Source organism: Haladaptatus sp. ZSTT2, assembly GCF_037081775.1.
In the GTDB taxonomy this organism is placed as follows: domain Archaea; phylum Halobacteriota; class Halobacteria; order Halobacteriales; family Halococcaceae; genus QDMS2.
The window spans coordinates 2,026,528-2,049,831 of the sequence record NZ_JBAMHQ010000001.1 but is presented as its reverse complement, the minus strand read 5'-3'; the positions used below and the strand labels follow the sequence as shown (position 1 = coordinate 2,049,831).

29 protein-coding genes and 3 tRNA genes are annotated in these 23,304 nt (G+C 61.4%); 15 read left to right on the top strand and 17 right to left on the bottom strand.

Annotated elements, in window-relative coordinates; translation table 11 throughout:
- Positions 1 to 10: 10 nt before the first annotated feature.
- The 3 genes from V5N13_RS11305 to bcp are packed head-to-tail and all read left to right on the top strand — an operon-like array spanning position 11 to position 1,936.
- A complete protein-coding gene (locus V5N13_RS11305) occupies positions 11 to 148 on the top strand; it encodes a hypothetical protein (protein ID WP_332898018.1) in 138 nt (45 codons plus the stop codon).
- Between the two features lie 39 nt (positions 149 to 187).
- Positions 188 to 1,456, top strand: a complete 1,269-nt coding sequence (locus tag V5N13_RS11300) for an MFS transporter (RefSeq protein WP_336360836.1) — start codon at positions 188 to 190, stop codon at positions 1,454 to 1,456.
- A gap of 24 nt (positions 1,457 to 1,480) precedes the next feature.
- A complete protein-coding gene (bcp, locus tag V5N13_RS11295; RefSeq protein WP_336360835.1) occupies positions 1,481 to 1,936 on the top strand; it encodes a thioredoxin-dependent thiol peroxidase in 456 nt (151 codons plus the stop codon).
- Here the strand turns inward: bcp and V5N13_RS11290 are convergent.
- From V5N13_RS11290 to V5N13_RS11275, 4 genes are all read right to left on the bottom strand, one after another.
- Positions 1,933 to 2,709, bottom strand: coding sequence for a helix-turn-helix transcriptional regulator (locus tag V5N13_RS11290; protein WP_336360834.1), 777 nt, complete (start codon positions 2,707 to 2,709; stop codon positions 1,933 to 1,935). The genes bcp and V5N13_RS11290 overlap by 4 nt on opposite strands.
- A gap of 295 nt (positions 2,710 to 3,004) precedes the next feature.
- Positions 3,005 to 3,418 carry a hypothetical protein gene (locus V5N13_RS11285; RefSeq protein WP_336360833.1) on the bottom strand — a complete coding sequence of 138 codons (414 nt, stop codon included), beginning with the start codon at positions 3,416 to 3,418 and terminating at the stop codon, positions 3,005 to 3,007.
- A gap of 2 nt (positions 3,419 to 3,420) precedes the next feature.
- Positions 3,421 to 3,753, bottom strand: coding sequence for a hypothetical protein (locus V5N13_RS11280; RefSeq protein WP_332898013.1), 333 nt, complete (start codon positions 3,751 to 3,753; stop codon positions 3,421 to 3,423).
- A gap of 34 nt (positions 3,754 to 3,787) precedes the next feature.
- Positions 3,788 to 4,273 carry an Lrp/AsnC family transcriptional regulator gene (locus V5N13_RS11275; RefSeq protein ID WP_336360832.1) on the bottom strand — a complete coding sequence of 162 codons (486 nt, stop codon included), beginning with the start codon at positions 4,271 to 4,273 and terminating at the stop codon, positions 3,788 to 3,790.
- 187 nt (positions 4,274 to 4,460) lie between these two features.
- On the opposite strand from V5N13_RS11275, the gene V5N13_RS11270 reads away from it, so the two are divergent.
- Positions 4,461 to 5,393, top strand: coding sequence for a DMT family transporter (locus V5N13_RS11270; RefSeq protein WP_336360831.1), 933 nt, complete (start codon positions 4,461 to 4,463; stop codon positions 5,391 to 5,393).
- A gap of 21 nt (positions 5,394 to 5,414) precedes the next feature.
- Here the strand turns inward: V5N13_RS11270 and V5N13_RS11265 are convergent, their stop codons facing one another.
- Both V5N13_RS11265 and V5N13_RS11260 read right to left on the bottom strand, forming a co-directional pair.
- On the bottom strand, positions 5,415 to 5,723 hold the full coding sequence (locus tag V5N13_RS11265; RefSeq protein WP_336360830.1) for a hypothetical protein: 309 nt from the start codon (positions 5,721 to 5,723) through the stop codon (positions 5,415 to 5,417).
- A gap of 42 nt (positions 5,724 to 5,765) precedes the next feature.
- Positions 5,766 to 6,344, bottom strand: coding sequence for a DUF6663 family protein (locus tag V5N13_RS11260; RefSeq protein ID WP_336360829.1), 579 nt, complete (start codon positions 6,342 to 6,344; stop codon positions 5,766 to 5,768).
- A gap of 78 nt (positions 6,345 to 6,422) precedes the next feature.
- On the opposite strand from V5N13_RS11260, the gene V5N13_RS11255 reads away from it, so the two are divergent.
- Positions 6,423 to 7,343 (top strand): ABC transporter substrate-binding protein, encoded by a 921-nt coding sequence (locus V5N13_RS11255; protein WP_336360828.1) that lies wholly within the window; start codon positions 6,423 to 6,425, stop codon positions 7,341 to 7,343.
- A complete protein-coding gene (locus V5N13_RS11250; RefSeq protein ID WP_336360827.1) occupies positions 7,340 to 7,753 on the top strand; it encodes a desampylase in 414 nt (137 codons plus the stop codon). The genes V5N13_RS11255 and V5N13_RS11250 overlap by 4 nt, the downstream gene beginning before the upstream one ends.
- Here the strand turns inward: V5N13_RS11250 and ubaA are convergent.
- Positions 7,736 to 8,557 carry an SAMP-activating enzyme E1 gene (gene ubaA, locus V5N13_RS11245; RefSeq protein WP_336360826.1) on the bottom strand — a complete coding sequence of 274 codons (822 nt, stop codon included), beginning with the start codon at positions 8,555 to 8,557 and terminating at the stop codon, positions 7,736 to 7,738. The two genes, V5N13_RS11250 and ubaA, sit on opposite strands and share 18 nt — an antisense overlap.
- A gap of 77 nt (positions 8,558 to 8,634) precedes the next feature.
- On the opposite strand from ubaA, the gene V5N13_RS11240 reads away from it, so the two are divergent.
- Positions 8,635 to 9,288 carry a type 1 glutamine amidotransferase gene (locus V5N13_RS11240; protein WP_336360825.1) on the top strand — a complete coding sequence of 218 codons (654 nt, stop codon included), beginning with the start codon at positions 8,635 to 8,637 and terminating at the stop codon, positions 9,286 to 9,288.
- Here V5N13_RS11240 and V5N13_RS11235 read toward each other — a convergent pair.
- Positions 9,273 to 10,610 (bottom strand): cobyrinic acid a,c-diamide synthase, encoded by a 1,338-nt coding sequence (locus V5N13_RS11235; RefSeq protein WP_336360824.1) that lies wholly within the window; start codon positions 10,608 to 10,610, stop codon positions 9,273 to 9,275. The two genes, V5N13_RS11240 and V5N13_RS11235, sit on opposite strands and share 16 nt — an antisense overlap.
- Before the next feature lie 122 nt (positions 10,611 to 10,732).
- On the opposite strand from V5N13_RS11235, the gene V5N13_RS11230 reads away from it, so the two are divergent.
- Complete coding sequence (locus V5N13_RS11230; protein ID WP_336360823.1) at positions 10,733 to 11,851, top strand: PGF-CTERM-anchored ABC transporter substrate-binding protein; 1,119 nt, start codon at positions 10,733 to 10,735, stop codon at positions 11,849 to 11,851.
- Positions 11,848 to 12,732, top strand: a complete 885-nt coding sequence (locus V5N13_RS11225; RefSeq protein WP_336360822.1) for an ABC transporter substrate-binding protein — start codon at positions 11,848 to 11,850, stop codon at positions 12,730 to 12,732. The genes V5N13_RS11230 and V5N13_RS11225 overlap by 4 nt, the downstream gene beginning before the upstream one ends.
- Positions 12,733 to 12,781: 49 nt before the next feature.
- Here the strand turns inward: V5N13_RS11225 and V5N13_RS11220 are convergent, their stop codons facing one another.
- On the bottom strand, positions 12,782 to 13,258 hold the full coding sequence (locus V5N13_RS11220; RefSeq protein ID WP_336360821.1) for a dihydrofolate reductase: 477 nt from the start codon (positions 13,256 to 13,258) through the stop codon (positions 12,782 to 12,784).
- 181 nt (positions 13,259 to 13,439) lie between these two features.
- Here V5N13_RS11220 and V5N13_RS11215 point away from each other — a divergent pair, with 181 nt between their 5' ends.
- Both V5N13_RS11215 and V5N13_RS11210 read left to right on the top strand, forming a co-directional pair.
- Entirely contained in the window at positions 13,440 to 13,814 is a 375-nt protein-coding gene (locus V5N13_RS11215) for a VOC family protein (protein WP_336360820.1), read from the top strand.
- A gap of 115 nt (positions 13,815 to 13,929) precedes the next feature.
- Positions 13,930 to 14,883: a 3-hydroxyacyl-CoA dehydrogenase family protein gene (locus V5N13_RS11210; protein ID WP_336360819.1), complete on the top strand. Its 954-nt coding sequence runs from the start codon at positions 13,930 to 13,932 to the stop codon at positions 14,881 to 14,883.
- Positions 14,884 to 15,055: 172 nt separating this feature from the next.
- On the opposite strand, the gene V5N13_RS11205 is transcribed toward V5N13_RS11210, so the two are convergent.
- Together V5N13_RS11205 and V5N13_RS11200 are read right to left on the bottom strand one after the other, a co-directional pair.
- Positions 15,056 to 15,130, bottom strand: a tRNA-Ile gene (locus tag V5N13_RS11205).
- Positions 15,131 to 15,288: 158 nt separating this feature from the next.
- Positions 15,289 to 15,391, bottom strand: a tRNA-Asn gene (locus tag V5N13_RS11200).
- Between the two features lie 99 nt (positions 15,392 to 15,490).
- Between V5N13_RS11200 and cca the strand changes: the two genes are divergently transcribed.
- Entirely contained in the window at positions 15,491 to 16,852 is a 1,362-nt protein-coding gene (gene cca / locus V5N13_RS11195; RefSeq protein ID WP_336360818.1) for a CCA tRNA nucleotidyltransferase, read from the top strand.
- Here cca and V5N13_RS11190 read toward each other — a convergent pair.
- From V5N13_RS11190 to V5N13_RS11175, 4 genes are all read right to left on the bottom strand, one after another.
- Complete coding sequence (locus V5N13_RS11190; RefSeq protein ID WP_336360817.1) at positions 16,831 to 17,844, bottom strand: histone deacetylase family protein; 1,014 nt, start codon at positions 17,842 to 17,844, stop codon at positions 16,831 to 16,833. The genes cca and V5N13_RS11190 overlap by 22 nt on opposite strands.
- Complete coding sequence (locus V5N13_RS11185) at positions 17,841 to 18,272, bottom strand: histone family protein (protein WP_332897996.1); 432 nt, start codon at positions 18,270 to 18,272, stop codon at positions 17,841 to 17,843. The genes V5N13_RS11190 and V5N13_RS11185 overlap by 4 nt, the downstream gene beginning before the upstream one ends.
- 66 nt (positions 18,273 to 18,338) lie before the next feature.
- Complete coding sequence (locus tag V5N13_RS11180) at positions 18,339 to 19,730, bottom strand: single-stranded DNA binding protein (protein ID WP_336360816.1); 1,392 nt, start codon at positions 19,728 to 19,730, stop codon at positions 18,339 to 18,341.
- 133 nt (positions 19,731 to 19,863) lie between these two features.
- On the bottom strand, positions 19,864 to 20,355 hold the full coding sequence (locus V5N13_RS11175; RefSeq protein WP_336360815.1) for a twin-arginine translocation signal domain-containing protein: 492 nt from the start codon (positions 20,353 to 20,355) through the stop codon (positions 19,864 to 19,866).
- A 166-nt stretch (positions 20,356 to 20,521) separates the two neighbouring features.
- On the opposite strand from V5N13_RS11175, the gene V5N13_RS11170 reads away from it, so the two are divergent.
- Positions 20,522 to 20,594: transfer RNA gene (locus tag V5N13_RS11170), tRNA-Arg, on the top strand.
- Between the two features lie 209 nt (positions 20,595 to 20,803).
- Here V5N13_RS11170 and V5N13_RS11165 read toward each other — a convergent pair.
- Entirely contained in the window at positions 20,804 to 21,187 is a 384-nt protein-coding gene (locus V5N13_RS11165; protein ID WP_336360814.1) for a hypothetical protein, read from the bottom strand.
- A gap of 231 nt (positions 21,188 to 21,418) precedes the next feature.
- Here V5N13_RS11165 and V5N13_RS11160 point away from each other — a divergent pair, with 231 nt between their 5' ends.
- Positions 21,419 to 21,901 (top strand): HTH domain-containing protein, encoded by a 483-nt coding sequence (locus tag V5N13_RS11160; RefSeq protein WP_336360813.1) that lies wholly within the window; start codon positions 21,419 to 21,421, stop codon positions 21,899 to 21,901.
- A 34-nt stretch (positions 21,902 to 21,935) separates the two neighbouring features.
- On the top strand, positions 21,936 to 22,550 hold the full coding sequence (locus V5N13_RS11155; protein WP_336360812.1) for a DUF309 domain-containing protein: 615 nt from the start codon (positions 21,936 to 21,938) through the stop codon (positions 22,548 to 22,550).
- Here V5N13_RS11155 and azf read toward each other — a convergent pair.
- Positions 22,547 to 23,293: an NAD-dependent glucose-6-phosphate dehydrogenase Azf gene (azf, locus tag V5N13_RS11150; RefSeq protein WP_336360811.1), complete on the bottom strand. Its 747-nt coding sequence runs from the start codon at positions 23,291 to 23,293 to the stop codon at positions 22,547 to 22,549. The genes V5N13_RS11155 and azf overlap by 4 nt on opposite strands.
- Between the last annotated feature and the right edge of the window lie 11 nt (positions 23,294 to 23,304).

The window sequence follows — 23,304 nt, the reverse complement described above, 5'->3', positions numbered from 1 at the left end:
TCTTTCACCCATGGACCTGAGCCTACTGGTCGTGGGGGCGTTTTTCGCCATTCTCGCCGTCCACCAGTGGCTTCGCTGGCGGTGGCGGGCAGCGTGGTTCGACCGCATCTGGCTCGAAGCGGACGACGAAGAGACGAGACGCCAGTAGCGTGAAAACCGCTATCGTGCTTGCGGCCTGACCTGTCGTATGGCAGGTGACGGCGTCCGTGAGACGCTCCGTGAGGTTGCAGGACTCGAACGCGACGTGCTCGTGTTGTCGGTTGCGATGCTCGCGTTCAGCCTTTCATACCAGATGACCGACCGCTACATCGCCGCCTACTTGCAGGCGCTCGGCGCGGGTGCGGGCGTCATCGGCGTGTTCGGGAGTTTCAAGCAGTTCATTGCGGCCGTCTATCCCTACCCCGGCGGGGCGATTTCCGACCGCATCGGGACGCGCCGCGCGCTCACGCTGTTCGGCGTGCTCTCAGTTGGTGGCTTCGTACTCTGGTTTCTCGCGCCCGGCCTCGGCGGCCCGCTTCCGGCATGGGCGTGGCTGTTCGTCGGCCTCGTGCTCGTCCAAGCGTGGAACTCACTCGGCCTCGGCGCGACGTTCGCGCTCGTCAAACAGAGCGTCGATGCGGCCCACCTCGCTCGCGGTTTTGCGGCCACCGAAGTGGTGCGCCGCGTCGGCTTCCTGCTTGGCCCGCTCATTGCAACGGCCATTTTCGCGGCCACGGTCGGTCTCCTCGACGGCTTTCAGGCGGTGTTGGTCGTCGCCATCGGCTTCGCCGTCCTTGCGACGGTTGCCCAGCGCGTCCTCTACGACCCGACTGGCGACACGATTGGCAAGGCGTGGGGCGGGCTTGCCTCGGTCCGTGAAGACCTCGCGGCGCTCCCGAAACCACTCCGGCCGCTGCTCGTCGGGGATACGCTCGTCCGGTTCGCAAACGGCATGGTCCACGTGTTTTTCGTCCTCGTCGTCGTCGACCAGTTGCAGGTGAGCGTGAGGCTCCCCGTCATCGGATTCTTGCGCCCGGAAGCCTTCTTCGGCGTCCTGCTCGCCGTCGAGATGGCGGTTGCCCTGCTCGTGATGCTCCCGAGCGCGTGGGTGGCAGACCGTCGCGGACTGAAACCGGTCGTTGCGACCGGGTTTTCGGTGTACGCGCTCACCCCGATACTCCTGATTTCGGTGCCCGCAGACGCCGCGCTCGTCGCGCTTGTGTTCGCCTTTTCGGGGCTGCGCTTTGCCGGACTCCCCGCGCACAAGGCGCTCATCGTTGGTCCCGCGAAAACGGGCGCAGGCGGGCGAGTGACCGGCGCCTACTACTTACTCAGAAACGCTCTCACCGTGCCCGGTGCGGCGGTTGGCGGGCTCCTCTACAGCCAGTCGCCAACGCTCGCATTCACGAGTGCAACCGTGGTTGGCCTCCTCGGAACGGGCTACTTCCTCGTCTTTGGCGTGGAGCCAACAGCATAATGTCGTGGCACCCGAAGCGACGGTATGCTCGAAATCGGCGACGACGCTCCGGACTTCACGCTCAAAAACCAAGATGGCGACGACGTTTCGCTCGCTGACTACGCTGGCAAGCACGTCGTGGTCTACTTCTACCCGCGGGCGGACACCCCCGGCTGTACCACCGAAGCGTGTGGGTTTCGGGACGCGTGGGACGCCTACGAGGAACGCGACGTGGCGGTGCTCGCCATCAGCGACGACCCGGTCTCCGACCTGAAGAAGTTCGAGGAGAAATACGACCTCCCCATTGAACTGCTGAGCGACGAGGACGGCGCGGTGGCCCGCGCCTACGACTCCTACGGCGAGAAGAACATGTTCGGCAAGACGTTCGATGGGGTGTTTCGCAACACGTACATCGTCGGGCCGGAGGGAACCATCGTCGAGGCGTATGAAAAGGTGTCGCCGGAGGGACACGCAGACGAACTCCTCTCCGCGCTCACCTAGGCGTTTACGAGGGTCGCGTTTTCTCGGTAGCGGTCGAACTGCGCGCGCCCCCACGCGATAGCCTCGGGGTCGTCGTTCGTGAGGAATGCGCGCATGTGATTTTGTTCGTCGTAGAGGCTCACAGTGAGGAACTCACGCGGCGCTTCGACGACCATGAGTTCGAACGGGAGTGGGTCGGTGGTTGCAAAAAAGCGGAACTCTTCGACGGTGAACACGTCCGTGAGCAACGCATCGTATTCGCTGAGCATGTACTCAACGACCTCGTCGGTAGTGAGGAGGTCTGCGGTGAGGTTTCCCGCGAGCAGTTCGTCAGAAAAGAGGTCGATGTAGCGCGACCGCGAGATGGGTGAAAATCCGAGGAGGTGGTCTGCGTCGTGGACAGTGCGTTCGAAAGCCGCGACGGGGCGGTCTGGGTCGTGTTCGGTGGCATGGACAACGGTTGCACCCGTGAGAACGTGCGTCGGAATGTCGACGTCGCGCGAGAGGGCAGAAAGCGACGGCTGGAGGTCACAGAGCCTTTCGAGGTCGTCGTAAAACGAAAAATAGGACTCAGCGACGGCCCGCCCAAACGTCGTCAACACGTACGACCCACCCACCTGTTTGATGAGACTGAGCGCCTCAAGCTCGCGCGTCCCCCGGTAGATGGTCGAGCGAGAGGCACCGAGTGCATCCACGAGGTCGCGCGTATCGTGTGGGTCGTCTTTGAGGCAGGTAACAATCCCACGCCGCTTCTCGATGGCAGTTATCGCTTCACGTGGAGTTGGCGGGCCCATTCCAAGTCAGTCAACTCTCGTCAGATGAATAAAGCGTTCGGATACCTGTTACTCGACTTCCAGCCGGGCGATTTCGGCTTGGCCACAATAGGGACACTCACTGAACGCAGACTCCACGGTTGTTCCACACTCTCGGCACTCGTAGACGACCGGATCGTCGTTGACGGTAAACACGGTTTTTACTCGATTAAACACTGATAATCTCCCCTGACCGTTATTCAGCTATTACAGGCATACCACTATAATTATGAGGTCACTATACAGGAAAATCAGTCGAAATGAACAGTCGCAATATTTATCTATAATCAACGGAGAGCGCATCGTCTGACGATGTTTCTGTTCGAGAGTAGGAAGGAGGCGACCGGCCAGCGACGCGGAATGCCTCGATGCGGATGACGAGTCGGCCCTCCGGGAGGGTCGCACGCAACACTGGCCCCGTACTGGTCACGATAACGTAGGGTGGGGCGGCAACCGACGGGGCTTGCAGGCGCTCACCACCGGCTTCGACGGCTCCGGCGAGCAATGTGGGATACTGGTCGAGGAGGCCGCGCTTTCCCAAGAGCGCGCGAAACGGTTTCACCACCTGCGCGCGGTCGGTCACCGTCTCGCCATCCCACGCCGCACGCACGGCGTCCGCACACCGGAGCGTCTCTGTGATGGTGTCGCCGTGGGTGTCGAGCAGGAAGCGTCGAACCGCTGCCGTATCCATCGTCAGTCCTCTACGGTGTTCAGGACGTACGTAGAGAAGCCGACTTCCGTGATGTCTTCTGCGTCTAACGCTTCGAGCCAGCCTTTTTCCACGTGCCACGTCCCGCGGAGGTCGCCGTCGGTGTCCGTGACGCGCGCCTCGATACGGCGTGGACGCTCGCTGTGTTCGCGGTAGACGGTGATGACCTGCCCGACGCTCTGTTGGGGGACGCCGGTTCCTGGCGCGACCGTCTCGTATTCGAGAGTGAGGGTGTCTGTGGTGACTGTGGCGTCGGTGACGTACACGCCAAAGCTCATCAGGTGGGTTTCGAGGGCGTCTGCGAGGGCCTCGCTCATGGCCGGATGGAGGGCGGGCAGACACATAATTTCCCTACTCTTCTGCGAGTTCTTCGAGGAGGGTTTCTAAGGTGTAGCTCTCAAGGGCGCGCTTGCTGTCGCGGAGCGTCGAGATGACGAACGTCGAGTTCGTGCGCTCGACTTCTGTTAAGGATTCGAAGTCCGTGATGAGCCGTTCGACCTTATCGGAGTCAGAGAGCTGGGCGATGACGATGAAGTCCGTCTCACCCATCGTGAAGTACGCCTTCGTCACGCCCTCGATGGCGAGAATCTTCTCTTCTACGTCCTGATGGGGGCCGTGGTAGTCGGTGAGCACTTCCGCGAGCACAGTGACGCCGAGACCGAGCGCCTCCAAATTGAGGTCGTAGAGGTCGTTCGTGATAACGCCGTTTTCCTTTAACTTGTTCAGTCGGTAGTGAATCGTTGAGACAGGGATGTCCGTCTCCGCGTGTAATTTCTCTGGACTCCCGGTTTCTAAGTCTGCGATTGCCTTCAAGAGCGTAATATCGCGCTCATCCATTGCTCTCACCGAGGTGAGCGAGCGGGTTGAATCTACCCCATCCCAAACGACCGTCCTTACACTCAAATTATCAGGATTAATCACCCGTGAAAAACAACTTTTCCAAATTCTATCAAATTTTTCTCTAACTCATTTCCCATTGTTTGTAGAAGAGTTTAAGAACGGCGAGCTTTTTGCTAGAGTTAACATGAACAAACGCATCCTCGCAATGTTCGCTCTCTTGGCGACGTTCTGGGGCACCTCCTTCGTCGCCATCGAAGTGGGGCTCCACGCGTTTCCGCCACTGCTGTTCGCCGCCCTGCGCTACGACGTCGCCGGGCTGATTATCCTCGGTTACGCACTCTGGACCACCGACCGGTGGCTCCCGCGGGCGAAAACCGAGTGGCTGCTCGTCGTCATCACGGGCGCGTTCATCATCGCTGCCTACCACGGCCTGCTCTACCTCGGTGAACAACACGTCCCCGGCGCGATTGCCGCAGCCATCATCAGCCTCTCGCCCATCCTGACGGCCGTCTTCGCAAGCGCGCTGCTTCCGAACGAGCGCCTGCGCCCGCTTGGGGTGGCTGGCCTGCTCGCCGGACTCGTCGGCGTCGTCATCATCGCAGACCCGAACCCGAACAACCTGCTGTCTGCGAGCATGCTCGGCATCGTCCTCATCTTCCTCGGCGGCGCGAGTTTCGCCCTCGGTTCGGTGCTCACCCGCCCGTTCAAAACGTCGCTCCCGCTTGCCACCCTTGAGGGGTGGGCCATGCTCGTTGGCTCTGGCATCCTCCACGTCGTCAGCTTCGCGCGCGGGGAGTCGTTCGCTGCCATCGAGTGGACGCTTCCCGCCGTCACGTCGCTCGCCTACCTGACGCTCATCTCAGGGGTCGTCGCGTTCTTGCTCTACTTCGAACTGCTCGACATCCTCGGGCCAATCGAAATCAACCTGATTGGCTACGCAGAACCCGTCGTCGCCACGGTGATGAGCTTCGTCCTCCTCGGCCACGTCATCGGGACGACGACCCTCACGGGCTTCGTCGCTATCTTCATCGGCTTCGCGCTCATCAAACGCGACGCCCTGCACGCGGTGATCACGGTTGCATCGACGCGGGCGCGACAGACGGCCCAGCGGTTCTAAGCCGTAAAAATCAGTGTGACACTACTCGAGTGACGCTTCTTCTTCGCCGTGTTCTGAATAGGCGGCGTAGCGAAGCAGGTTTAGGCTCCACTCCTCGGGGAGGTCTTCGATGAGGGCGGTCACGTCCTGTGATTCGTAGTCGCCGGAGAGGATTTCTGCGACGAAATCGGCGGCTTTGCCGTACGCGATGGACTTCCCGAGGGCTTCGCCCTCTTCTTCCGGCGTCCATTCGTCTGCGTGCTCAATAGTTTCGAGTTTGTGCGCCCCCGAGAGAATGCGCAAGCGAAGTCTGAGATTTTCGAGCGCCTTGCGGTCGGATGAATCTTGCATGGGTGTTGGCGTGTCGTAAGGCGTCCGGTGGTATAAAATCCGCTACCGCCGAGGGCAGTCGTAGGTGTCCCGAACCGTGTTTGCGAGCATCCCACCCTTGTCGAGACAGAGGTAGACCACGACGAACGGCTCGACTTCTGGATTGAGGACGAACACCTCGTAGGGCGGCGACGTCTGCTGTTCTAAGCGTTCGACGAGCGGTTCGAGCGGCGTGATGCCGTCTCTGAACTCGGAGAAGATGTCGCGTTCGCCCGCCTGTTTAGCGAAGGTGTAGACGACGCCGTTCGGATCGTTGTCGGTGCTGTAGGTGACGGTCGAGTTCATCCCCTCGCCCATGGATTCACCCTCCTGCCACGTGTCCTGTGCGGCCTCGAAAATGTTGGTCGCGCCGTCTACGAACTCGAACAGCGTTTCTGTGAGTACGGACACGTCCGTCACCCGCGGCGTGCCGTCGTCCCACTCGACTGTCGCCTCGATGGTGTAGCCCGGTTCGAGGGTTTCGACAGTCGCGTCAGCGGTCACGTAGGTCGGGTCATAGGAGTCCACGTCGAGGAGGAGCAGTTCTCCCTCAGCGCGCGTACTTTCGAGGACGCGAAACGTGCCGTTCGTCGTCACCTGCATGTCCGGCGGTAGGCCGGGGAGCCTCTTGAACCGCCCGTCTCGGGGATGGTTTACAAGTGCGCACGCTAAACCACCCACATGCGCATCGTCTCGTTGCTCCCCGCGGCCACCGAATGCTGTTACGCCCTCGGCGTCGAACCCGTCGGCGTCAGCCACGAGTGTGACTTTCCGCCCGCCGCGCGCGAACAGCCGAGCGTCGTCCGCTCTCAGGTTGACCCCGATGCCGACAGCGAAACCATCGACGCACAGGTACAGGCCGCCCTCGAAACCCACGGGAGCGTCTACGAACTCGACAGAGATACACTCCGCGAACTCGACCCGGACTACATCCTCACGCAGGGCGTCTGTGATGTGTGCGCGGTGGATACCGAACTCGTCGCAGACACCATCCGTGACCTCGAACTGGACGCCGAACTCATCACGACGGACGTTCACTCGCTCGCGGATTTGTACGGCGACCTGCGAAAAATGGGAGACACAATCGGCAAAGAACAGACGGCAGCGCGAGTCGTTGCAGACCTCAAAGCCCGTGTCTCCGAAGTCGAACGACGAGCCAGTGAGTGCGCTGAAACGCCCTCGGTCGCCGTTCTCGACTGGCTCTCACCGGTGATGGTCGCGGGCCACTGGATGCCAGAACTCATCGACCTCGCCGGCGGGACGTACCCACTTGCAGCCCCCCGCGACCAGTCCACACCCCGCGAATGGCAGGAGATTCGCGCCTGCGACCCGGACGTACTCGTCGCCGCACCGTGTGGATTCGGTTTGGCACAGGCACGAGAGGATGCACAGCTTCTTGCGGAAAAGCCGGGGTGGAGCGACCTCACCGCCGTCGCCACAAATCGTGCCTACGCCATGGACGGCCACCACCTCGTGAACCGTCCCGGCCCGCGCCTCGTGGACACGCTCGAACACCTCGCGTGCGTGCTTCATCCCGAGGAGTTTGGGGAGCCAGACCGTGCTTTCGTCGCAAATCTTTCGCACCCGACGCCGACCCAATGATACAGTTCACCCCCGAGAGCTACGACGCGCTCGTAGACCACGCTGAGAGGGGCGTACCAGAAGAAATCTGTGGCCTCCTCGAAGGAACTCGGGAGGATGGAACGGCGCAGGTGACGGCGATACACCCGATAGAAAACGTCGCCACCCACCGCGAGACGCGCTACACGCTCGAACCGGAGGCACAGCTCGCGGTGATGGAGGCAATCGAAGGGAAGGGGACTGACGTCGTTGGCTTCTATCACTCACATCCCACAGGGCCGCCGCATCCAAGTGCGACCGACGAAGCGCAGGCGACGTGGGCTGGCTATTCGTACGTCATTGTCTCACTTTCCGGCCGACCTTTCGTGGGGTCGTGGGAGTGGACTGGTGAAAAATTCGAGCAAGAACTCGTCTCAGTCGGCCGAGATTGAGCAGGTCTCTGCGTACTCCACGTCGTGGATGGACTCGATGGCCGGGTCGTCGCCGCAGACGGGGCAGCCAGGATTTTTCTGGATGGTGACTTCCTCGAAGGTCATGTCCATCGCGTCGTAAAAGAGGAGTCGCCCGGAGAGCGTCTTGCCCTTTCCCATCAGGTGTTTGACTGTCTCGGTGGCTTGGATGCAGCCCACAGTTCCGGGAAGCACACCGAGAACGCCTGTCGTCGCGCAGTCGGGAACCGTCCCGGCGGGTGGTGCTTCGGGGAAGATACACCGATAGCACGGTGCGTCGTCCTCACTGGAGAAGGTCGTCACCTGCCCTTCGAACCGGTAGATTGCGCCGTGGGAGAACGGTTTGCCCGCGAGCGTGCAGGCGTCGTTCACGAGATAGCGCGTCTGGAAGTTGTCGGAGCCATCGACGACGAAATCGTAGTCGGCGATGAGTTCTTCGACGTTTTCCGGCGAGACGCGAAGTTGGTGGGTTTCGACCGTCACGTCGGGGTTGAGGCGGGCGACGAATTCGGCCGCACTTTCTGCTTTTGGTTTGCCAATATCGGCGTCGGCGTGGATGACCTGGCGCTGGAGGTTGCTTCGTTCGACCACGTCGTCGTCTGCGATGCCGAGCGTGCCGACGCCCGCGGCGGCGAGATACTGGATAATCGGTGCACCAAGGCCGCCCGCGCCGATGACGAGGACGCGCGAGTCGAGCAGGCGCTGTTGGCCCTCTGGCCCGACTTCGTCCATGATGATGTGTCTGGAGTAGCGGTCGAGTTGCGTGGCGTCGAGGTCCAATCCCATGGCTGTCGGTTGGCGTGGGTGACGAATAAACGCCCGGGTGGTACACGCTTATTTTCCGGTGGTGCAAACTGCCGACAATGATTCTCATCCTCGAAAACGAGGTTGATCCGGCCTATCGCTACTTCGGGGAGGCGCTCGTCTCTCACCTTCCCGACGAGGTCGAAGTGTATGACTACCCCGCACGCGGCGGAACACCCCCGCTCGACGGCGTGGAGGCGGTCATCATCGGCGGCAGCACGGCCGGCGTGTACGAGGCCGACGACCACCCGTGGATGGACGACGAGAAGGCGTTCATCCGCAAACTCGTCGCAGAAAACGTCCCCACGCTCGGCATCTGCTTTGGTCATCAGATAATCAACGAAGCCCTCGGCGGGCGCGTCGAACACCGCACCACGCACAAGGAACTCGAACGGATAGCCCTCGCAGACGACCCGCTGTTCGAGGACGTAAACGACGTGATTCCGGCGGTACACGGCGACTACGTCGTCGAGCCCGGCGAGGGGATGGTGGGACTTGCCGCCGCAAACTACTACGAGTATTTCGGTACCCGCCACCGCGACGCGCCTGTGTGGACGGTGCAGTTCCACCCCGAGTTCACCGAGGAGTTGCGCGCACCCATCGAGCGAGACTTCGGGTGGGACGAGAACGACCGGTCGTTTGCAGACGTGAACGCGGTCAAAACGCTCGGCAATTTTCTCGCGCTGGCCACGAGCCGTCAGGTACGAAACTGACGCGCGTCCACTGCATCGAGAAATCGGTCGAATGCGCCGCTTTCTGCGTGAACGTGGGCGTACGTCCCGAGCGTCCGGTACTCCGTCAGGCCCTCGTTGCCGTCGATGCCGGTACCGCGTTCGACGTCGAAGGCAAATCGGGCGTCCGCGGCGGGCGTGGCAGCCGAGTAGTGGAACTCGTGGCCGCGGAGCGTGTCCCCTCGATTCGCCGTCAGTGTGTCTCCGGTCGCCCGTAACTCGACGTGGTCGAGCGCCTGATAGCGCTCGTGCATCGTCACGGCTGCAGGGAGGATGCCCGCCATCTCGTGGGTGGTCCCGTCGGTGGTGGTGAGCGACTCGGTGAGTGCCATGAAGCCGCCACACTCACCGAAAATCGGAAGCCCCGCTGTGGCTTGCGCGGCGAGCGCAGCAAGCGTGTCACTTTCTGAGAGCGGATCGGCGTGGCGCTCGGGATAGCCCCCGGGCAGATAGACGCCATCACACGGCGGCAGCGGGTCGCCGTCGGTGGGAGAGAACGTGACGACGGTCGCCCGCTGGCGGAGGCGTTCGAGCGTCGCCGGATAGGTGAAACAGAACGACCGGTCGCGGGCGACGGCGACGGTTGGCGCGTCGGAAGGGGTGGAGGGCGCTGGCTCTTGGTCGTGTGCCGAACGTTCTGCGTCGTACCACGTCGGTTCGCGGGCAATCTCCGCCAGCTGTTCGGTGCGAATACCGGCTGCGGCGGCCGAAAGTGCGTCTGCAGAAAGCGGCGCTTCCTCGCCCAGATACAGCCCGAGGTGGCGCTCAGGGATTGTGAGGTCGTCGCGTGGCGGGATGAAACCGAGAAACGCGAGAGAGTCGGGAAGCGCCTCTCGGATGCCCTCGACGTGGCGGCCGGGATGGGCACGGGTTGCGAGGATGCCGACCACCTCAATCGGTGTGCCCGCCTGTTCGGCGTACTCCTTAAACCCGAGAGCGGTGGCGGCGACGCTCTGCATCCCAGCGCTCGCGTCCACCACGAGTACAACGGGCAGGTCGAGGTCGGCGGCGACCCGTGCGGTCGAGGTGTCGCCGTCGTAAAGGCCCATCATGCCTTCGACGACGCAGATGTCGCCCGTCCCGCGTACGTAGTTTCGGCGCATTCCTGAACGACCCTGTAACCAAGAATCGAGCGTCCGTGAGGGGACGCCGAGCGTGGCGTGGTGTGACGGGTCGATGAAGTCCGGCCCTGCTTTCGCCGGTTGGACGGCGTAGCCCGCCTGCGAAAGCGCCCGGCACACCGCGAGGGTAGCGACCGTCTTCCCGACGCTCGACGCCGTTCCAGCGAGAACGACCCCGCGCATCAGCGCCGCCTCGGCTCGTTCGACCGTCGTCTCTGGTGGCAACCGACACAGATGTAGCTCATCGTGAACAAATTCAATTTCATTAGATAAAGTTTTATTGTATTACGCACGACGGCGTACTCGTGAACGAACGCTTTGCGACAACCGTTGCCCTCGCGCTTCTCGTGACCGTGACGCTGGTTCCAGCCGGTGTGACGGGGCAAACCACGAATCCGGGCGCGATGACCGCCGACGAATGTAGCTTCCCGGTGACAGTCACCGATGCAACCGGGACGGACGTGACGCTCTCTGCAGAACCGGAGCGCGTCGTCACGCTCAGCCCGAGTGCCGCCCAGACGATGTGGGAGATTGGCGAGCGCGAGAAAGTCGTTGGCCTCACCAAGTACGCGGCGAACCTCAACGGTGCAGAAACCCGCACGAACGTCTCGACCAGCGAGAGCATCGTCAACATCGAGACGGTCGTTGGCCTCGAACCCGACCTCGTGCTCGCCCCGAACGCGACCTCGAAGGACACGATTCGGGCCCTGCGCGCCGCCGACGTGACGGTGTACCACATTCACCGTGCAGAAACGCTCGCTGACATCGAACAGAAGGTGACGAACGTGGGTCGACTCGTCGGCGCCTGTGACGGTGCCGCGGACACGGTGGCGACGATGCAACAGAACCTCTCGATTGTTGACGCGGCGACCGAAGGCGAAGACCGGCCAAAAGTGCTCTACAGTTTCTACGGTTACACCGCCGGGAAAGACACCTTCATCAACACGATAATCGAGCGCGCAGGCGGCAGAAACGTGGCCGCAGAAGCCGGAATCGAAGGCTATCAGGTGGTGAATCCGGAGTTCATCGTCGGCGCGAACCCCGACTGGATTATTCGGAACACGGACACGCCAGACGTCCCGAAAACCGACGCCTACAACCAGACGATCGCGGTGAAAGAAGGCAACGTCGTCGTGATTCAACTCGAATATCTGAATCGCCCGGCTCCACGCACCGTCAGAGCGGTGTCGACGCTTGCTGAAACGCTCCATCCAGACACCTACGCCGAAGCCAAGGCGAACGCGAGCGCCGAGTCGGCGGTGAACACGACCACGGCGGCCACTGAGCAATCGAACACAACGCAGGCCACAACGACGGCCACGGAAACGACCGAAACCTCCGGCCCCGGATTTGGGTTCGTGAGTGCGTTTGCCGCGCTCGCAGTGCTCTCAGTTGGCGCACTGTTCCGTCGAGGGCGGAGATGAGCGACGCGCTCTTTCCGGACGAGCCGACCGCTGAACCGAGAGTGGTTTCGACGTCGCCCTCTGGAACCGAGATTTGCTACGCGCTCGGCATCGAGCCGGTCGCCGTCTCCCACGCTTGTGATTTTCCCAAGCAAGTCGAGTCCGTGCCGATCATCGACCGCTCGCGGGTGACGGGCGAATCGAGTGCCGCACGACACGACTCGGTCGCCACCGCACGACGCGGCGGCGGCGTGTACGAGCTAGACGAACAACTGCTCGAAGCCTGTAACCCAGACCTCATCCTCAGCCAGTCGGTGTGTGGCGTCTGTGCCGTCGACGAAACGGTCGTCCGCGACACGCTCGATGAGTCTGCAGCCACCGTCCTCGGCCTCAGCGCGAGTACCCTCTCCGACGTGTTCGAGTGTGTGGCACAGGTCGGCAGAGAGACGGGAACCGAAGCGAGAGCAATCGAGGTGGTCAGCCAGTGCCAGCGGCGGCTTGCAGAGATTGCAGCGTCAGCGCCAGACAGCCGACCGCGGGTCGTCGTCATCGAGTGGATGGAACCGCTCCACGTCGCGGCGAACTGGGTGCCAGAAATCGTCGCGGCTGCTGGCGGTGAATACGGGCTCGCAGCCTCCGGCGACCGAAGCGTCACCGTAGACTGGGCGAAGATACGCGAGTACGACCCGGACGTGCTCATCGTCGCACCCTGTAGCTTCGAGCCAGCCGAAACCCGTTCACGGTTGGGTGAACTGACGAACCGACCCGGCTGGGAGTCGCTCTCTGCCGTCCAGAAAGACCGAGTTCACGTCATGGACGGCACGGTACTCAACCGCTGGACGCCGCGGCTCGTTTCGCTCACCGAGGAGCTTCAAGCACGCCTGCATCCACCGTCGAACTGACCGAGTGGCCGCCCACCTGAGTGCAGGTGACTGCGCGGACGGGACGCGACTACACTCGAACCCACTCTTGGAGCGTGAAGTCATCGTACGCCGTCTCAGATTCGAGCGTCCACTCGTCTTCGTCCCACTCGGGATAGTACGCATCGCCCTCGTACTCGCCGGGTACGTGGCTCAGCACCATCCGGTTGAGGTGGGGTTGGAACAGCTCGTAGATTTTCCCGCCGCCGATGACGTACACCGTCTCGTCACCGAGCGATTCTGCGATGTCGATGGCTTCCTCGACCGTGAACGCGTGGTGAGCTGTTTCGACATCGAACTCGCGCTCGCTTCGGCTCAACACGATTTGGGCCGTGCCCGGCAAGTCCTCGCGCATCGAGTCGAACGTCTTGCGCCCGAGGATGATGGGATGGGCTGCGATGCGGGCTCGATACTGCTGTTTGTCTTCGGGGATGCTCTCCCACGGAATCTCGCCATCCTTCCCGATGACGCGGTTCTCTGCGAGGGCGGCGACCGAAACGAGTTCCATACGGGGAGTGGAACAGCATGGCAAAAAAGCGTATGCGAAGCCCTCCGACGGTCTCTCACCGGACGAATGGAGGTATGTTATTCACGTAAACCGGTTGCACCCATACCTAGGATAGCCATCCCAGCGAGGCAGTTCCTACTGGTATACTGAGTTTTAAGCCCGCCAATGGTAATCGAAGGAAATGGACGTTATCCACACAGCAATCTGGGTTTCTGACCTCGAAGAAACACGAGCCTTCTTCGTAGACGCACTCGGGCTCGAAGAGAACTGGTCGTTCACACTCGACGGCATCGAGAACGTCTATATCGGAGGCGAACATGGGGAAATCCAATTCCGCTATGCCCCAGACCACGCCACGCCTTCCACGGATCGCGAGACCATCGACCACATCGCGGTTGCCGTCGACGACGTTGACGCCGAAACAGCGCGAATGGTAGATGAGACCGGTTGTGCGGTCATCGACGGCCCACTGACCGTGGACGTGGCAGACGCCCGCGTCTCATTCATAGAAGGCCCCGACGGCTACGTTGTCGAACTTGTCGAAGACATAAGCTGACCGGGCAAATCGGGTTCTCTCCGGTGGCTCATACCAAGCCAGAATTTCACGAACACCAACCCGCAGTACTACGGTTCACCCGTATCTTTATCGTCCGTCTGCGACAGTGAGTGGCATGGCAAATCCACCGTCACACGTGGCAATCGTTGGTGCGGGCAATATGGGCGCTGGGCTCGCGGTTCAATTCGCACGTCATGGGACGTCGACAACGCTCATCGACCATCGGCAATCGAATCTCGACACGGCCCGCGAGTCGGTCACGGATGCACTCACCTTCCTGCAAAAAGAGGACTTGTTGGCAGGAGACCACGCGACCATCCGTGAATTGATTGACTACACACTTGAGACAGCCACTGGCGTTGCCGACGCAGACCTCGTGTTGGAGACGGTATCCGAAAGTCGCGAGGTCAAGCGGGAGGTGCTTGAAACCGTCGCCTCAGCCACGCCCGACGATACAATTCTCGCGTCCAACACATCCGGGATTCCAATTACCGAACTCGGTGAGTTCGTTCCCAATCCCGAGCGACTTGTCGGCTGCCACTGGTGGAACCCACCCTACTTGCTCCCGCTCGTCGAGGTTGTTCGAGGCGAGCAGACAGCCGCTGAAACCGTCGCTCGAACAGTGGACTACGTTGAAGCAGTCGGACGCGACCCAATCGTCGTCGAGCGGGACGTTCCCGGCTTCGTCTGGAACCGAATCCAGTTCGCGGTTCTCCGAGAGTGCACCCATCTGGTCGCAGAAGGGGTCGCCTCGCTCGATGACGTAGAGCGTGCGGTACGAGATGGCTACGCCCTCAGAACCGCCGCCGTTGGCCCGTTCGAGACCGCAGATCTCTCTGGAGTAGACCTGTTCCGCGATATTGCCAATAACCTGTACCCAGAGCTATCCACTGCCACTGAAGCCGGGCCCGTGTTCGAAGACCGCATTGCAACGGGCGCTACCGGTGTCGCTTCTGGCGCTGGCTTCCACACCTACGAAGAATCACTCGCCGAAGCAATCTTGCGCCGTGACGAACGCGTTGCAGCCATTCAGCGTGCACGTAACGAAACCAGCGGACGCAAGGACTAGACGAACGGGTGAAGGTTTGAACGGGTAATCCGAGAACAATGTTCGCCTCACCGTCGTTGCAAAATTGATGGGCTCTGCAGGATTTGAACCCCAGTCGCTCACTGCGTTCGCTCCTTACTGCAAATCCTTCGGGATAGATGATTCTCCGCTCACAGTGTTCGCGGAAGAATCATGGGCCCTGCAGGATTTGAACCAGCGCTCACCCGGTTATGAGCCGGGCGCTTTAACCAGACTAAGCTAAGGGCCCTCTGTTGGCCAATTTTCTCGTCTGCGTATTTAGACTATCGCTTGCGATGGCAGGATTGGTTGTAACCACGAGAGTTGAAACCCCGTGTCGAATTTTTCAAAAGCAACTCTCTGTAGTGTTCGGAACAGGAGTTCCTCACGGGTTGAGAGTTGAAGAAGCGCCGTCGCCAGGGCTCGAACCTGGGACCACCTCGTGTCTGCGGCCCACAGAAGAACTGCGAACCTTAACAGCGAGGTGCTCTACCATCTGAGCTACGACGGCTTACGACTGCGTTTTCTGGTAGTGGGAGTTGCATGATATGGCTTTCGTTTTTTCCCTCGCATCGACACGCTTTCACTACCCCGCCGTCAATCCATTTCAATGACCGAGCGAGACGAATACGAGCGGGTGTTCAAGGGCGTCCGGGAGTGGGTCGAACCCGACGCAGACGAACAGACCCGGCTTCGGGCTGCAGCCGACGCACTCCTCGACCGCACGCAGGACGCCATCGACGACCTCGCCGTCGAGGCCGACACCGTCCTCGTCGGGAGCACCGCCCGCGGGACGTGGATTAGTGGCGACCGAGACATCGACGTGTTCGTCCGTTTCCCTGCCGACCTCCCCCGCGAGAAGCTCGAACGACTGGGGCTTCAGATTGGCTCGGAGGTGCTCCCGGACGGCCACGAGGAGTACGCAGAACATCCCTACACGAAAGGTGAGTTCAACGGCTTCAGCGTCGACCTCGTTCCGTGTTACGACGTGCCGACGGCGTCTGATATCAAGTCGGCCGTTGACCGAACGCCGTTTCACACCGCGTATCTCAACGACCACCTGACGCCAGAACTCGCGGGCGACGTGCGCCTTGCAAAACAGTTTCTGAAGGGCATCGGCGTCTACGGCAGCGATTTGCGGACGGAGGGCTTCTCCGGGTATCTCACCGAGCTCTTGATTCTCGAATACGGGAGTTTACTCGCGTTGCTCGAAGCGGCCGCCGACTGGAAGCCGCCGGTGAAATTCGACCCCGAGAGCCACGGCCACCGGAGTTTCACCGACCCGCTCGTCGTCATCGACCCGACCGACCCACTTCGCAACGTCGCGGCGGCCGTCTCGCCCGACAACGTCGCCCGCCTCCAACACTATGCTCGGGCGTTCCTTGCTGACCCGAGCGAAGCGTTGTTCGTCGCCACCGCGCCCGACCCGTTCACGGAAGACCAGGTTCGAACGGCCATCGAGCACCGCGAAACCGTCCCGGTCGCCGTCCGTTTCGAGACGCCAGATATCGTCGAAGACCAACTCTATCCACAGCTACGCAAGTCTGTAGACGGCATGGCCAGCGAGTTGAACCGCCGCGGATTCGACGTCCTCCGGTCGGCCACGTTCGCAGCCGACACGGCAGTGTTGTTCGTTGAACTCGAAGTCGCAACCCGACCCGCTGTCGAACGCCACGAAGGCCCACCCGTCCACGTCAAAGCGCACGCAGCGGGCTTCTTCGAGAAGTACGCAGACGACCCAGCCGTGTTCGGGCCGTTCGTAGACGGCGACCGCTACGTCGTCGAACGCGACCGGGAGTTTACGACGGCGAAAGCGTTTCTAGAGAGTGACGCGCTCTTCGACGTGGCCCTTGGGGCAAGCGTCCAACGACACATAGAACAGGAGTACGACGTGCTCGTTGGCGACGAGGTGGCCACGCTCGCCGCCGAGTTTGGCGAAGTGCTTGCGCGCTACTTCTCGCCAAGACCGTGAGCTTTCACGGCCTGGTCGATGATGAGTTGGGCGCGCTCTGACGCGTCGCCCTCGGGTTCGACCGGTTCGCGCCCGTCGAACACCTCGTGTACCATCGTGATGCTTTCTGCGAGCGTGTCGAGCCCGTAGCCACCTTCGAGGACGAAACCGAGTGCGGCATCCAAATCAGAGGCAAGCGTTCGAACCCGGTCGGTGAGCACGCCGTAGCCTTCCGTCGAGACGCGCATTCGGGAGATGGGGTCGTGTTCGTGGGCGTCGAATCCCGCACTCACGAGCAGTAGGTCTGGTTCGAACTCGGTGAGGGCGGGGACGAGCAGTTGCTCGAATGCACCGGCGTACTCTGCATCGCCGCTTCCAGACGGAAGCGGAGCGTTGAGGGTCATGCCCTTCCCGTCGCCTTCACCGACTTCTTCGACTTCGCCAGTGCCGGGGTACAATCCGGCTTCGTGAAACGACGAGTAGTGGACATCGCCGCGGTCGTAGAAGATGTCCTGGGTGCCGTTGCCGTGGTGGACGTCCCAGTCGAAGATAGCCACCCGGGAGGCGTCACCGCTGTCGAGTGCCGCCTGGGCGGCGACGGCGGCGTTGTTGATGAAACAAAAGCCCATCGCGTTGTCGTAGACGGCGTGGTGACCCGGTGGGCGGCCAATCGAGAACGGCGTGTTCCGGCCGTCTTCGCCGTTGAGGGCGGCGCGCGCGGACCATTCTGCGAGGCCGGCGCTCTCGAGGGCGGCGTCCCACGTCGCTTCGACGGCGATGGTGTCGGGGTCCCACTCGCCGCCGCCATCGGCACAAAACTGCTTGACGCGGTCTATGTAGTCGTCGTCGTGGACGGCGCGGACGGTGGCTTCTGAGGCGGGGTCAGCCTCGATGTACGAGACGCCGTGTTGTTTTGCGAGCCCGCGGCGAATCGCGCGGAGACGGTCTGGACTCTCGGGATGGCGAACCCCCGTGTCGTGGTCCAGACAGACCTCGCTGTAGCCAAATTTCATTCAAAGAGTTCGAAATAGGTCTGGATGTCTTCTGCCTTGATGGTGCGGCGGTTTGCGTGGCGGGCGAGCGTCGCGGCGGCGAGCGCGATGTTCTCTGCGTAGTCTTCGAGGATGTCGGCAAGCGCGATGCGCGCGTCCATCGCCACGCGATATTTGTTGTCGATGCGGAGGCGTGCAATGCGGTCTACGGGCGCAATCGGCAGGGTCAGCGAATCCTTATCGATGGCCTGTTCGACACCAAAATCCTGTGCCATCAGGGTTTTTCGACCATCCGCCGTCGCGTGCTCTGCCGCGTCAATCGCGAGCATCGCGCCGTGTCCTTGAATCCGGCGCGCAAGCTCTTCTGCGGCGTCAGCGCTCACGCGAAGGGAGCCAGCATTGCGGCGTATGATGGTGTCTACCGGGGCGAACGGTAGCTCTACACTCATACCACAGAAGGGGTTTGAGTGCCCCATAAGAGTTTCCGTCGGTCACGCTACAGGGCGTTGCGTCGCTTAGAAGATGTCTGTGGCGTTGAGACGGCCGTCTTGCAATTGGCCACGAACTGTAATCTCTTGGCCGAGCTGGACGGTCTGGGAGGTTTCGACGCTCATCGTCTCTTTGCCATCGTCGAGGACGACCGGGTTCCCGGCTTGGACGACCGTCCCGGTGAACTCGACCGTTTCGCCGTCTGTGTCGTCAGACTCGCCGTCGTCAGTGTCGGGTTTGTTACCGTTTGCGAACGCAGAGAGGCCCGTGTCTTTGGCGTCGTCTAAAGAGCTGGTTTCGACCTCGCGGTCGGTGTCTTGTGTGACTGAGATGGTCGTCCGCCAGCCAGCCGAGGCCTCCATGTCCTCTTGCCAACCGTCTTTGATTTCCACGTCCGCGAGGTGAACCTCGTCGCCGGGGCCAATCTCGTAATCTGCTTTGTCGCCCCAGAGTGCGACGCGGATGTCGCCGGTCGAATCCTGGACGCGGATGTTTCGAACCTGCCCCTCGGAGCCGTCGTCGCGGTCGAACGTGCGCTTTGGGTCCGCAGACCGAACGACACCGCCGATGTCCGCGTTCATGCCGATTTCGAGGTCAGCGATTGGCGTGGACTCGGGGACGTACTCAATGTCTTCGTCGATTTCTTCGACCTTGCCGCGGCTGCCGACGTGGAGTTCTAAGCTGCCGTCGCGCTCGCGGACGTAGCCATCGACGATTTCGACCGACACGCCAGCGCTGAGTTCTTCGGCGCGATTGGCTTGCTCGTCCCAGAGCGTGATGCGGATACGGCCGGTCGGGTCGCCAAGCGTGAGGTTCGAGACGCGTCCCTCGGAGCCATCGTCGCGCGAGAACGTGCGGACGGTGCCGGTGTCGAGCACTTTACCCTGCAGGTTCACGTCGGAGAGGCCGAGTGAGAGTTTCTCGATGGTATGGGTGTCGAGCACCTCAACGTCGATATCGACCTCGTCGTCGGGTTCTGCTTGGTCGACGCTGACTTCGACGCCGTTGAAGCCCTCTTTCGGACGGCCTTTGATGCGCAACACGGTGCCGACTTCGAGCTGGTCGCTCGCGATGGCCTCTGCCTGCTCGTCCCAGAAGCTGATGCGGATGCTCCCGGTTTCGTCTGCGACTTCGACGTTGATGACGCGGCCGTCTTCGTCCTCGCCGTCGCGCTCGAAGGTGCGCAGGTCCCCGATTTTCATGACCTTCGCGAGGAACTTGACCTCGTCTTGGCCGGGCTTGATGTCCGCGATGCCCTCGACCTCGCCGTCCGCGAGTTCGTGCGCGATGAGCATGGCTGCCGTTTCCTCGTCTGCAAGCCCGCCCATCTGCTCGACCTTTGCAGCCACTGCTTCTCGAAACTCCTCCTCTGAGACGTCGGCCTCAAGGTCCCCATAGATGTCCTCAATATCGCCCATAATCGTACAATTCACCAAGTTATGGCCGCGCTTAAGCGTTGTCGTTGGCCGAGTAGACGCCTCTCGTCTGCCGATTTCGTTTGGTCACAGTTCGGATGCATGACGCACACTTGTGCCGCCTTCTGTCTTGAACCTACGCCGACTGCGATGCGCGGGCGACTTCGTGGTCTTCGCCGCCCGTGGTGTGGGTCACGACCACAGTTTCCGGCAACCCATTTTCGAAGCCAATCGACGCTTGGTACTGAATCTCCTGAATGCACTGGGCGCACATCGCGTCCTCGTCCGGTTGCTCGGTAACGACGTGGATGTTCAGAGTATCGGACTCGCCGTCGTAGGTTGCGGAATCAAGTTTCCCGGTATAACACGCGCTCGGGCCGAAGATGGTGCCCGAGACCTGCACCTGTGACTGGTCTGGCTGAAACGAAACAGATGCCTCGCTCACCTCGTTGCCACAGTCTTCAGACACCACCGTGAACGACTTGTTCGTGAGCGTGGGTGACTGTTCGGTCGGCGAGTCGTCGGTCGTCGTCTCGCCACCAGTTCCGGGATTCGTCGAACTTACACAACCTGCAACCCCTGCAACGCCGCCAACCGCGACGGCCGTGAGGAATGTTCGCCGGTTCATACCAGCTCGTAATCCGCATGTAATAAAGGTCGTTTGGTAGGTTCAAACGGCTCTTTCACCTATCGGACAACCGGGCGCGCGAGTGAGTCACACCCGCGAAATCGACGGACGGGAGAAGGGCGAGAATCGTAACCCCTTTAACTCCGCCGGGGGTACGTGTAGATGAGTCCTGATAGGGTAGTGGACTATCCTCCTGGCTTGCGGAGCCAGGGACCGGAGTTCAAATCTCCGTCAGGACGTTTCTGTCGAGCACAACACCGAGGAGCGGAGCGAGTCGTCAGTTCTGAAAAAACGAGTACACGGAGATTTGAGCAGGGAGCGATAGCGACCGAGTTCAAATTTCCGTGAGAACGCAATTCTCACGTGCCTCACACTGGCGTGTGAGACTCCGTCAGGACGCTTCATTTCAACATCCGAGACATAGTCGCCAATTTTCATTGGCTGCCGTTCAACTCGAAACCGCCGAATCCCGCGTATAGAGTAGGTACCCAAGCGCGACGAGGAGGAGCACTTGGACGGCCTTATCGAACACGCCAATGGTTAAGTACGGCATTCCAGCAAGTAGCCAGATGGCGATTTGTCCGGCGACGAAGGGGATGCCGATTGCGTAGACGAGGCGGCGATAGATGTTCAGGAACATGGCGAGAATCGCGGCGAAGAAGATGATTCCCCCGAACAGGAACGGCAGCGTTCCGTTGAGCGTGTAGATGTAGACGTGGACGAGACCGGTTATCGCGGCGAGGGCGGCGGTGGCCCAGTGAAGCCAAGTGAGCGAGTCCATGCGGAAGCCAAAGCCCTCCTGTGAGAGGGTACGAGATGGTTGGGTTGCCATGCGGTGTCTGAAGTAGATTCTCTCGCCCAGCACATTGCTATAGTAGCGTTAATCGCGAACGACCGGGCGACTCTGGCTGCCCACTCGGCGTGACGATGACCCGGCAAATCGCCTGCAGCGCGCCCGATTGGAAGTAGTATCACGCCAATGTTGCAAAGTCTGAATGTCTGGGCAGAGGCCACACATCTATTTGTAACGGAAGTGCCTACTCCCGGCCACGGGGAAGGGGATATGACCAACCAATCAGAGACGCGACTCGAATTATACGTCCGCTCGCTCGCACCCGGTGTCGCACGCGAGCAACAAGACCGCGTTATCGCGCAGTTAAAGAACCTCAAAGACGCCGCCGCCATCGACGACTACACCATCGAAGTCTGGGGCAAGGAAGTGTGTGCCACCACCGAAGCCGCCCGCACCGACACGGGCAAGCAGGTGCTCGAAAAAATCGCGGAGTTAGAGCAGTGGGCAGCGCAAAACGACCGGTCGCTGTCGTCGGTGTTCGAAGTCCAAGAAATTGATTCAACCATCACGGGCGACCAGTACACGAGCATCGTCCTCCCACTCATGGTGCTTGCAGAGTATCACGACGACGACCTCGTAGGGGTTGCACCGTGTGCCTACGAAGGTGCACCCGTGACGATAGACGAAATTCTGGCGACGCTCGATGAGCAAACCGACCGTCCCTTAATCGCAGCCGGGCACGCGGGTCAGTAGCGACACTTTTCCGTCTCGCTCGCGTCTTTTGCGTATGGATGACAGCCTCAGAGCAGGCATCGCCATCTACAACGCAGGCGAGTTCCACGCCGCCCACGACGCCTGGGAGGACGAATGGCTCGAACTCGAACCCGGCAGCGACGACGAGCGCCTGCTCCACGGGCTGATTCAATTCACCGCCGCCGTTCACCACGCCACACGCGAGAACTGGGAGGGAATGGCGGGGCTGGTCGCAAGCGCACGCGAGTATCTCACGGCCCTCCCTGCAGACTACCGCCGCGTGAACGTCGGGGAGGTTCGAGCCTATCTTGCAAAATTAGAGACGTCACCGAGAAGCATCGACCTCGATGCGCCGTTGGTGGTGACCTACGACGGGGAGCCGTGTCAGCTCCACCACCTCGACTTCCCCGCCGCCGCCATCGCCGCTCGTATCCTGGCCGACGAGTTGGGGTACGATGACGACATCGTCGCACAGGCCGTCGCCTACGCGAGCGAAGCAATCGAGAAAAACGAGACGAATCAGTTCATCACGCTCGTCATGGACTTCGCTGCAAACGAGACGAATCGGCCTCTCGTGTTCGAGCGGCTCAGCCAGCACGTCGCCCAGCGGAACGCAAAAGTACGCGACGTCGAAGGCCTGTTCGATTAGTCGTCGAAGTGCGCGGAGTTGTCCTGTGGGTCGTAGCCGAGCACCTCTTTCGCGCGCTCGATGGAGTAGTATTTTCGGTCGTTGTCGGAGATACCGTAGACGATTTCGTAGTCGTAGTCGGCCTCGACACACCGGTCGAACAGGTGCGCACAGTCACGGTACGAGAGCCACATCGCCTGCCCACGCTCGTAGTCGATTGGCGGGTGGTCTTTGGTGAGATTGCCGATGCGCACGCACACCACGTCGATGTCGTAGTGGTCGTGATAGTACCGGCCGAGCACCTCGCCAGAGGCCTTGCTGACGCCGTAGAGGTTGCTCGGACGGGGGAGTTCCGTCCCGTCGAGGCGGAACTCGTCGTGGGTGCGGTAGATGTCGGGTTTTCGCTCGTCGGTCTCGAATGCGCCGACCGCGTGGTTCGAGGAGGCGAAGGCGAACTTCTCTACGCCCGCGTCCACGGCCGCTTCGAGGATTGTCTGTGTGCCGTCGATGTTGTTCTGTAAGACGCTGTCCCAAGGAGCCTCGGGGCGGGGGTCGCCCGCGAGATGGATGATTGCGCCGACGCCCTCGACTGCCTCGCGGATAGCCTCTTCATCCGTGATGTCGGCGACGACGTACTCGTGGTCAACCTCGCCGGTAGGGGGTTCGCGGTCGAGGAGTCGCCACTCGTACTTGTCGGCAATGCCGCCCAGGATGGCCGTGCCGACGCGGCCCGCAGCGCCCGTGAGTAAGACCGGGTCGTCCATTCAGATGCATC

What these genes read in the sequence shown, in the direction of transcription:
- V5N13_RS11305 (WP_332898018.1), top strand. Translation starts at nt 11, where the DNA reads ATGGACCTGAGCCTACTGGTCGTGGGGGCGTTTTTCGCCATTCTCGCC.
- V5N13_RS11300 (WP_336360836.1), top strand. Translation starts at nt 188, where the DNA reads ATGGCAGGTGACGGCGTCCGTGAGACGCTCCGTGAGGTTGCAGGACTC.
- bcp (WP_336360835.1), top strand. Translation starts at nt 1,481, where the DNA reads ATGCTCGAAATCGGCGACGACGCTCCGGACTTCACGCTCAAAAACCAA.
- V5N13_RS11290 (WP_336360834.1), bottom strand. Translation starts at nt 2,709, where the DNA reads ATGGGCCCGCCAACTCCACGTGAAGCGATAACTGCCATCGAGAAGCGG.
- V5N13_RS11285 (WP_336360833.1), bottom strand. Translation starts at nt 3,418, where the DNA reads ATGGATACGGCAGCGGTTCGACGCTTCCTGCTCGACACCCACGGCGAC.
- V5N13_RS11280 (WP_332898013.1), bottom strand. Translation starts at nt 3,753, where the DNA reads ATGAGCGAGGCCCTCGCAGACGCCCTCGAAACCCACCTGATGAGCTTT.
- V5N13_RS11275 (WP_336360832.1), bottom strand. Translation starts at nt 4,273, where the DNA reads ATGGATGAGCGCGATATTACGCTCTTGAAGGCAATCGCAGACTTAGAA.
- V5N13_RS11270 (WP_336360831.1), top strand. Translation starts at nt 4,461, where the DNA reads ATGAACAAACGCATCCTCGCAATGTTCGCTCTCTTGGCGACGTTCTGG.
- V5N13_RS11265 (WP_336360830.1), bottom strand. Translation starts at nt 5,723, where the DNA reads ATGCAAGATTCATCCGACCGCAAGGCGCTCGAAAATCTCAGACTTCGC.
- V5N13_RS11260 (WP_336360829.1), bottom strand. Translation starts at nt 6,344, where the DNA reads ATGCAGGTGACGACGAACGGCACGTTTCGCGTCCTCGAAAGTACGCGC.
- V5N13_RS11255 (WP_336360828.1), top strand. Translation starts at nt 6,423, where the DNA reads ATGCGCATCGTCTCGTTGCTCCCCGCGGCCACCGAATGCTGTTACGCC.
- V5N13_RS11250 (WP_336360827.1), top strand. Translation starts at nt 7,340, where the DNA reads ATGATACAGTTCACCCCCGAGAGCTACGACGCGCTCGTAGACCACGCT.
- ubaA (WP_336360826.1), bottom strand. Translation starts at nt 8,557, where the DNA reads ATGGGATTGGACCTCGACGCCACGCAACTCGACCGCTACTCCAGACAC.
- V5N13_RS11240 (WP_336360825.1), top strand. Translation starts at nt 8,635, where the DNA reads ATGATTCTCATCCTCGAAAACGAGGTTGATCCGGCCTATCGCTACTTC.
- V5N13_RS11235 (WP_336360824.1), bottom strand. Translation starts at nt 10,610, where the DNA reads ATGCGCGGGGTCGTTCTCGCTGGAACGGCGTCGAGCGTCGGGAAGACG.
- V5N13_RS11225 (WP_336360822.1), top strand. Translation starts at nt 11,848, where the DNA reads ATGAGCGACGCGCTCTTTCCGGACGAGCCGACCGCTGAACCGAGAGTG.
- V5N13_RS11220 (WP_336360821.1), bottom strand. Translation starts at nt 13,258, where the DNA reads ATGGAACTCGTTTCGGTCGCCGCCCTCGCAGAGAACCGCGTCATCGGG.
- V5N13_RS11215 (WP_336360820.1), top strand. Translation starts at nt 13,440, where the DNA reads ATGGACGTTATCCACACAGCAATCTGGGTTTCTGACCTCGAAGAAACA.
- V5N13_RS11210 (WP_336360819.1), top strand. Translation starts at nt 13,930, where the DNA reads ATGGCAAATCCACCGTCACACGTGGCAATCGTTGGTGCGGGCAATATG.
- cca (WP_336360818.1), top strand. Translation starts at nt 15,491, where the DNA reads ATGACCGAGCGAGACGAATACGAGCGGGTGTTCAAGGGCGTCCGGGAG.
- V5N13_RS11190 (WP_336360817.1), bottom strand. Translation starts at nt 17,844, where the DNA reads ATGAAATTTGGCTACAGCGAGGTCTGTCTGGACCACGACACGGGGGTT.
- V5N13_RS11185 (WP_332897996.1), bottom strand. Translation starts at nt 18,272, where the DNA reads ATGAGTGTAGAGCTACCGTTCGCCCCGGTAGACACCATCATACGCCGC.
- V5N13_RS11180 (WP_336360816.1), bottom strand. Translation starts at nt 19,730, where the DNA reads ATGGGCGATATTGAGGACATCTATGGGGACCTTGAGGCCGACGTCTCA.
- V5N13_RS11175 (WP_336360815.1), bottom strand. Translation starts at nt 20,355, where the DNA reads ATGAACCGGCGAACATTCCTCACGGCCGTCGCGGTTGGCGGCGTTGCA.
- V5N13_RS11165 (WP_336360814.1), bottom strand. Translation starts at nt 21,187, where the DNA reads ATGGCAACCCAACCATCTCGTACCCTCTCACAGGAGGGCTTTGGCTTC.
- V5N13_RS11160 (WP_336360813.1), top strand. Translation starts at nt 21,419, where the DNA reads ATGACCAACCAATCAGAGACGCGACTCGAATTATACGTCCGCTCGCTC.
- V5N13_RS11155 (WP_336360812.1), top strand. Translation starts at nt 21,936, where the DNA reads ATGGATGACAGCCTCAGAGCAGGCATCGCCATCTACAACGCAGGCGAG.
- azf (WP_336360811.1), bottom strand. Translation starts at nt 23,293, where the DNA reads ATGGACGACCCGGTCTTACTCACGGGCGCTGCGGGCCGCGTCGGCACG.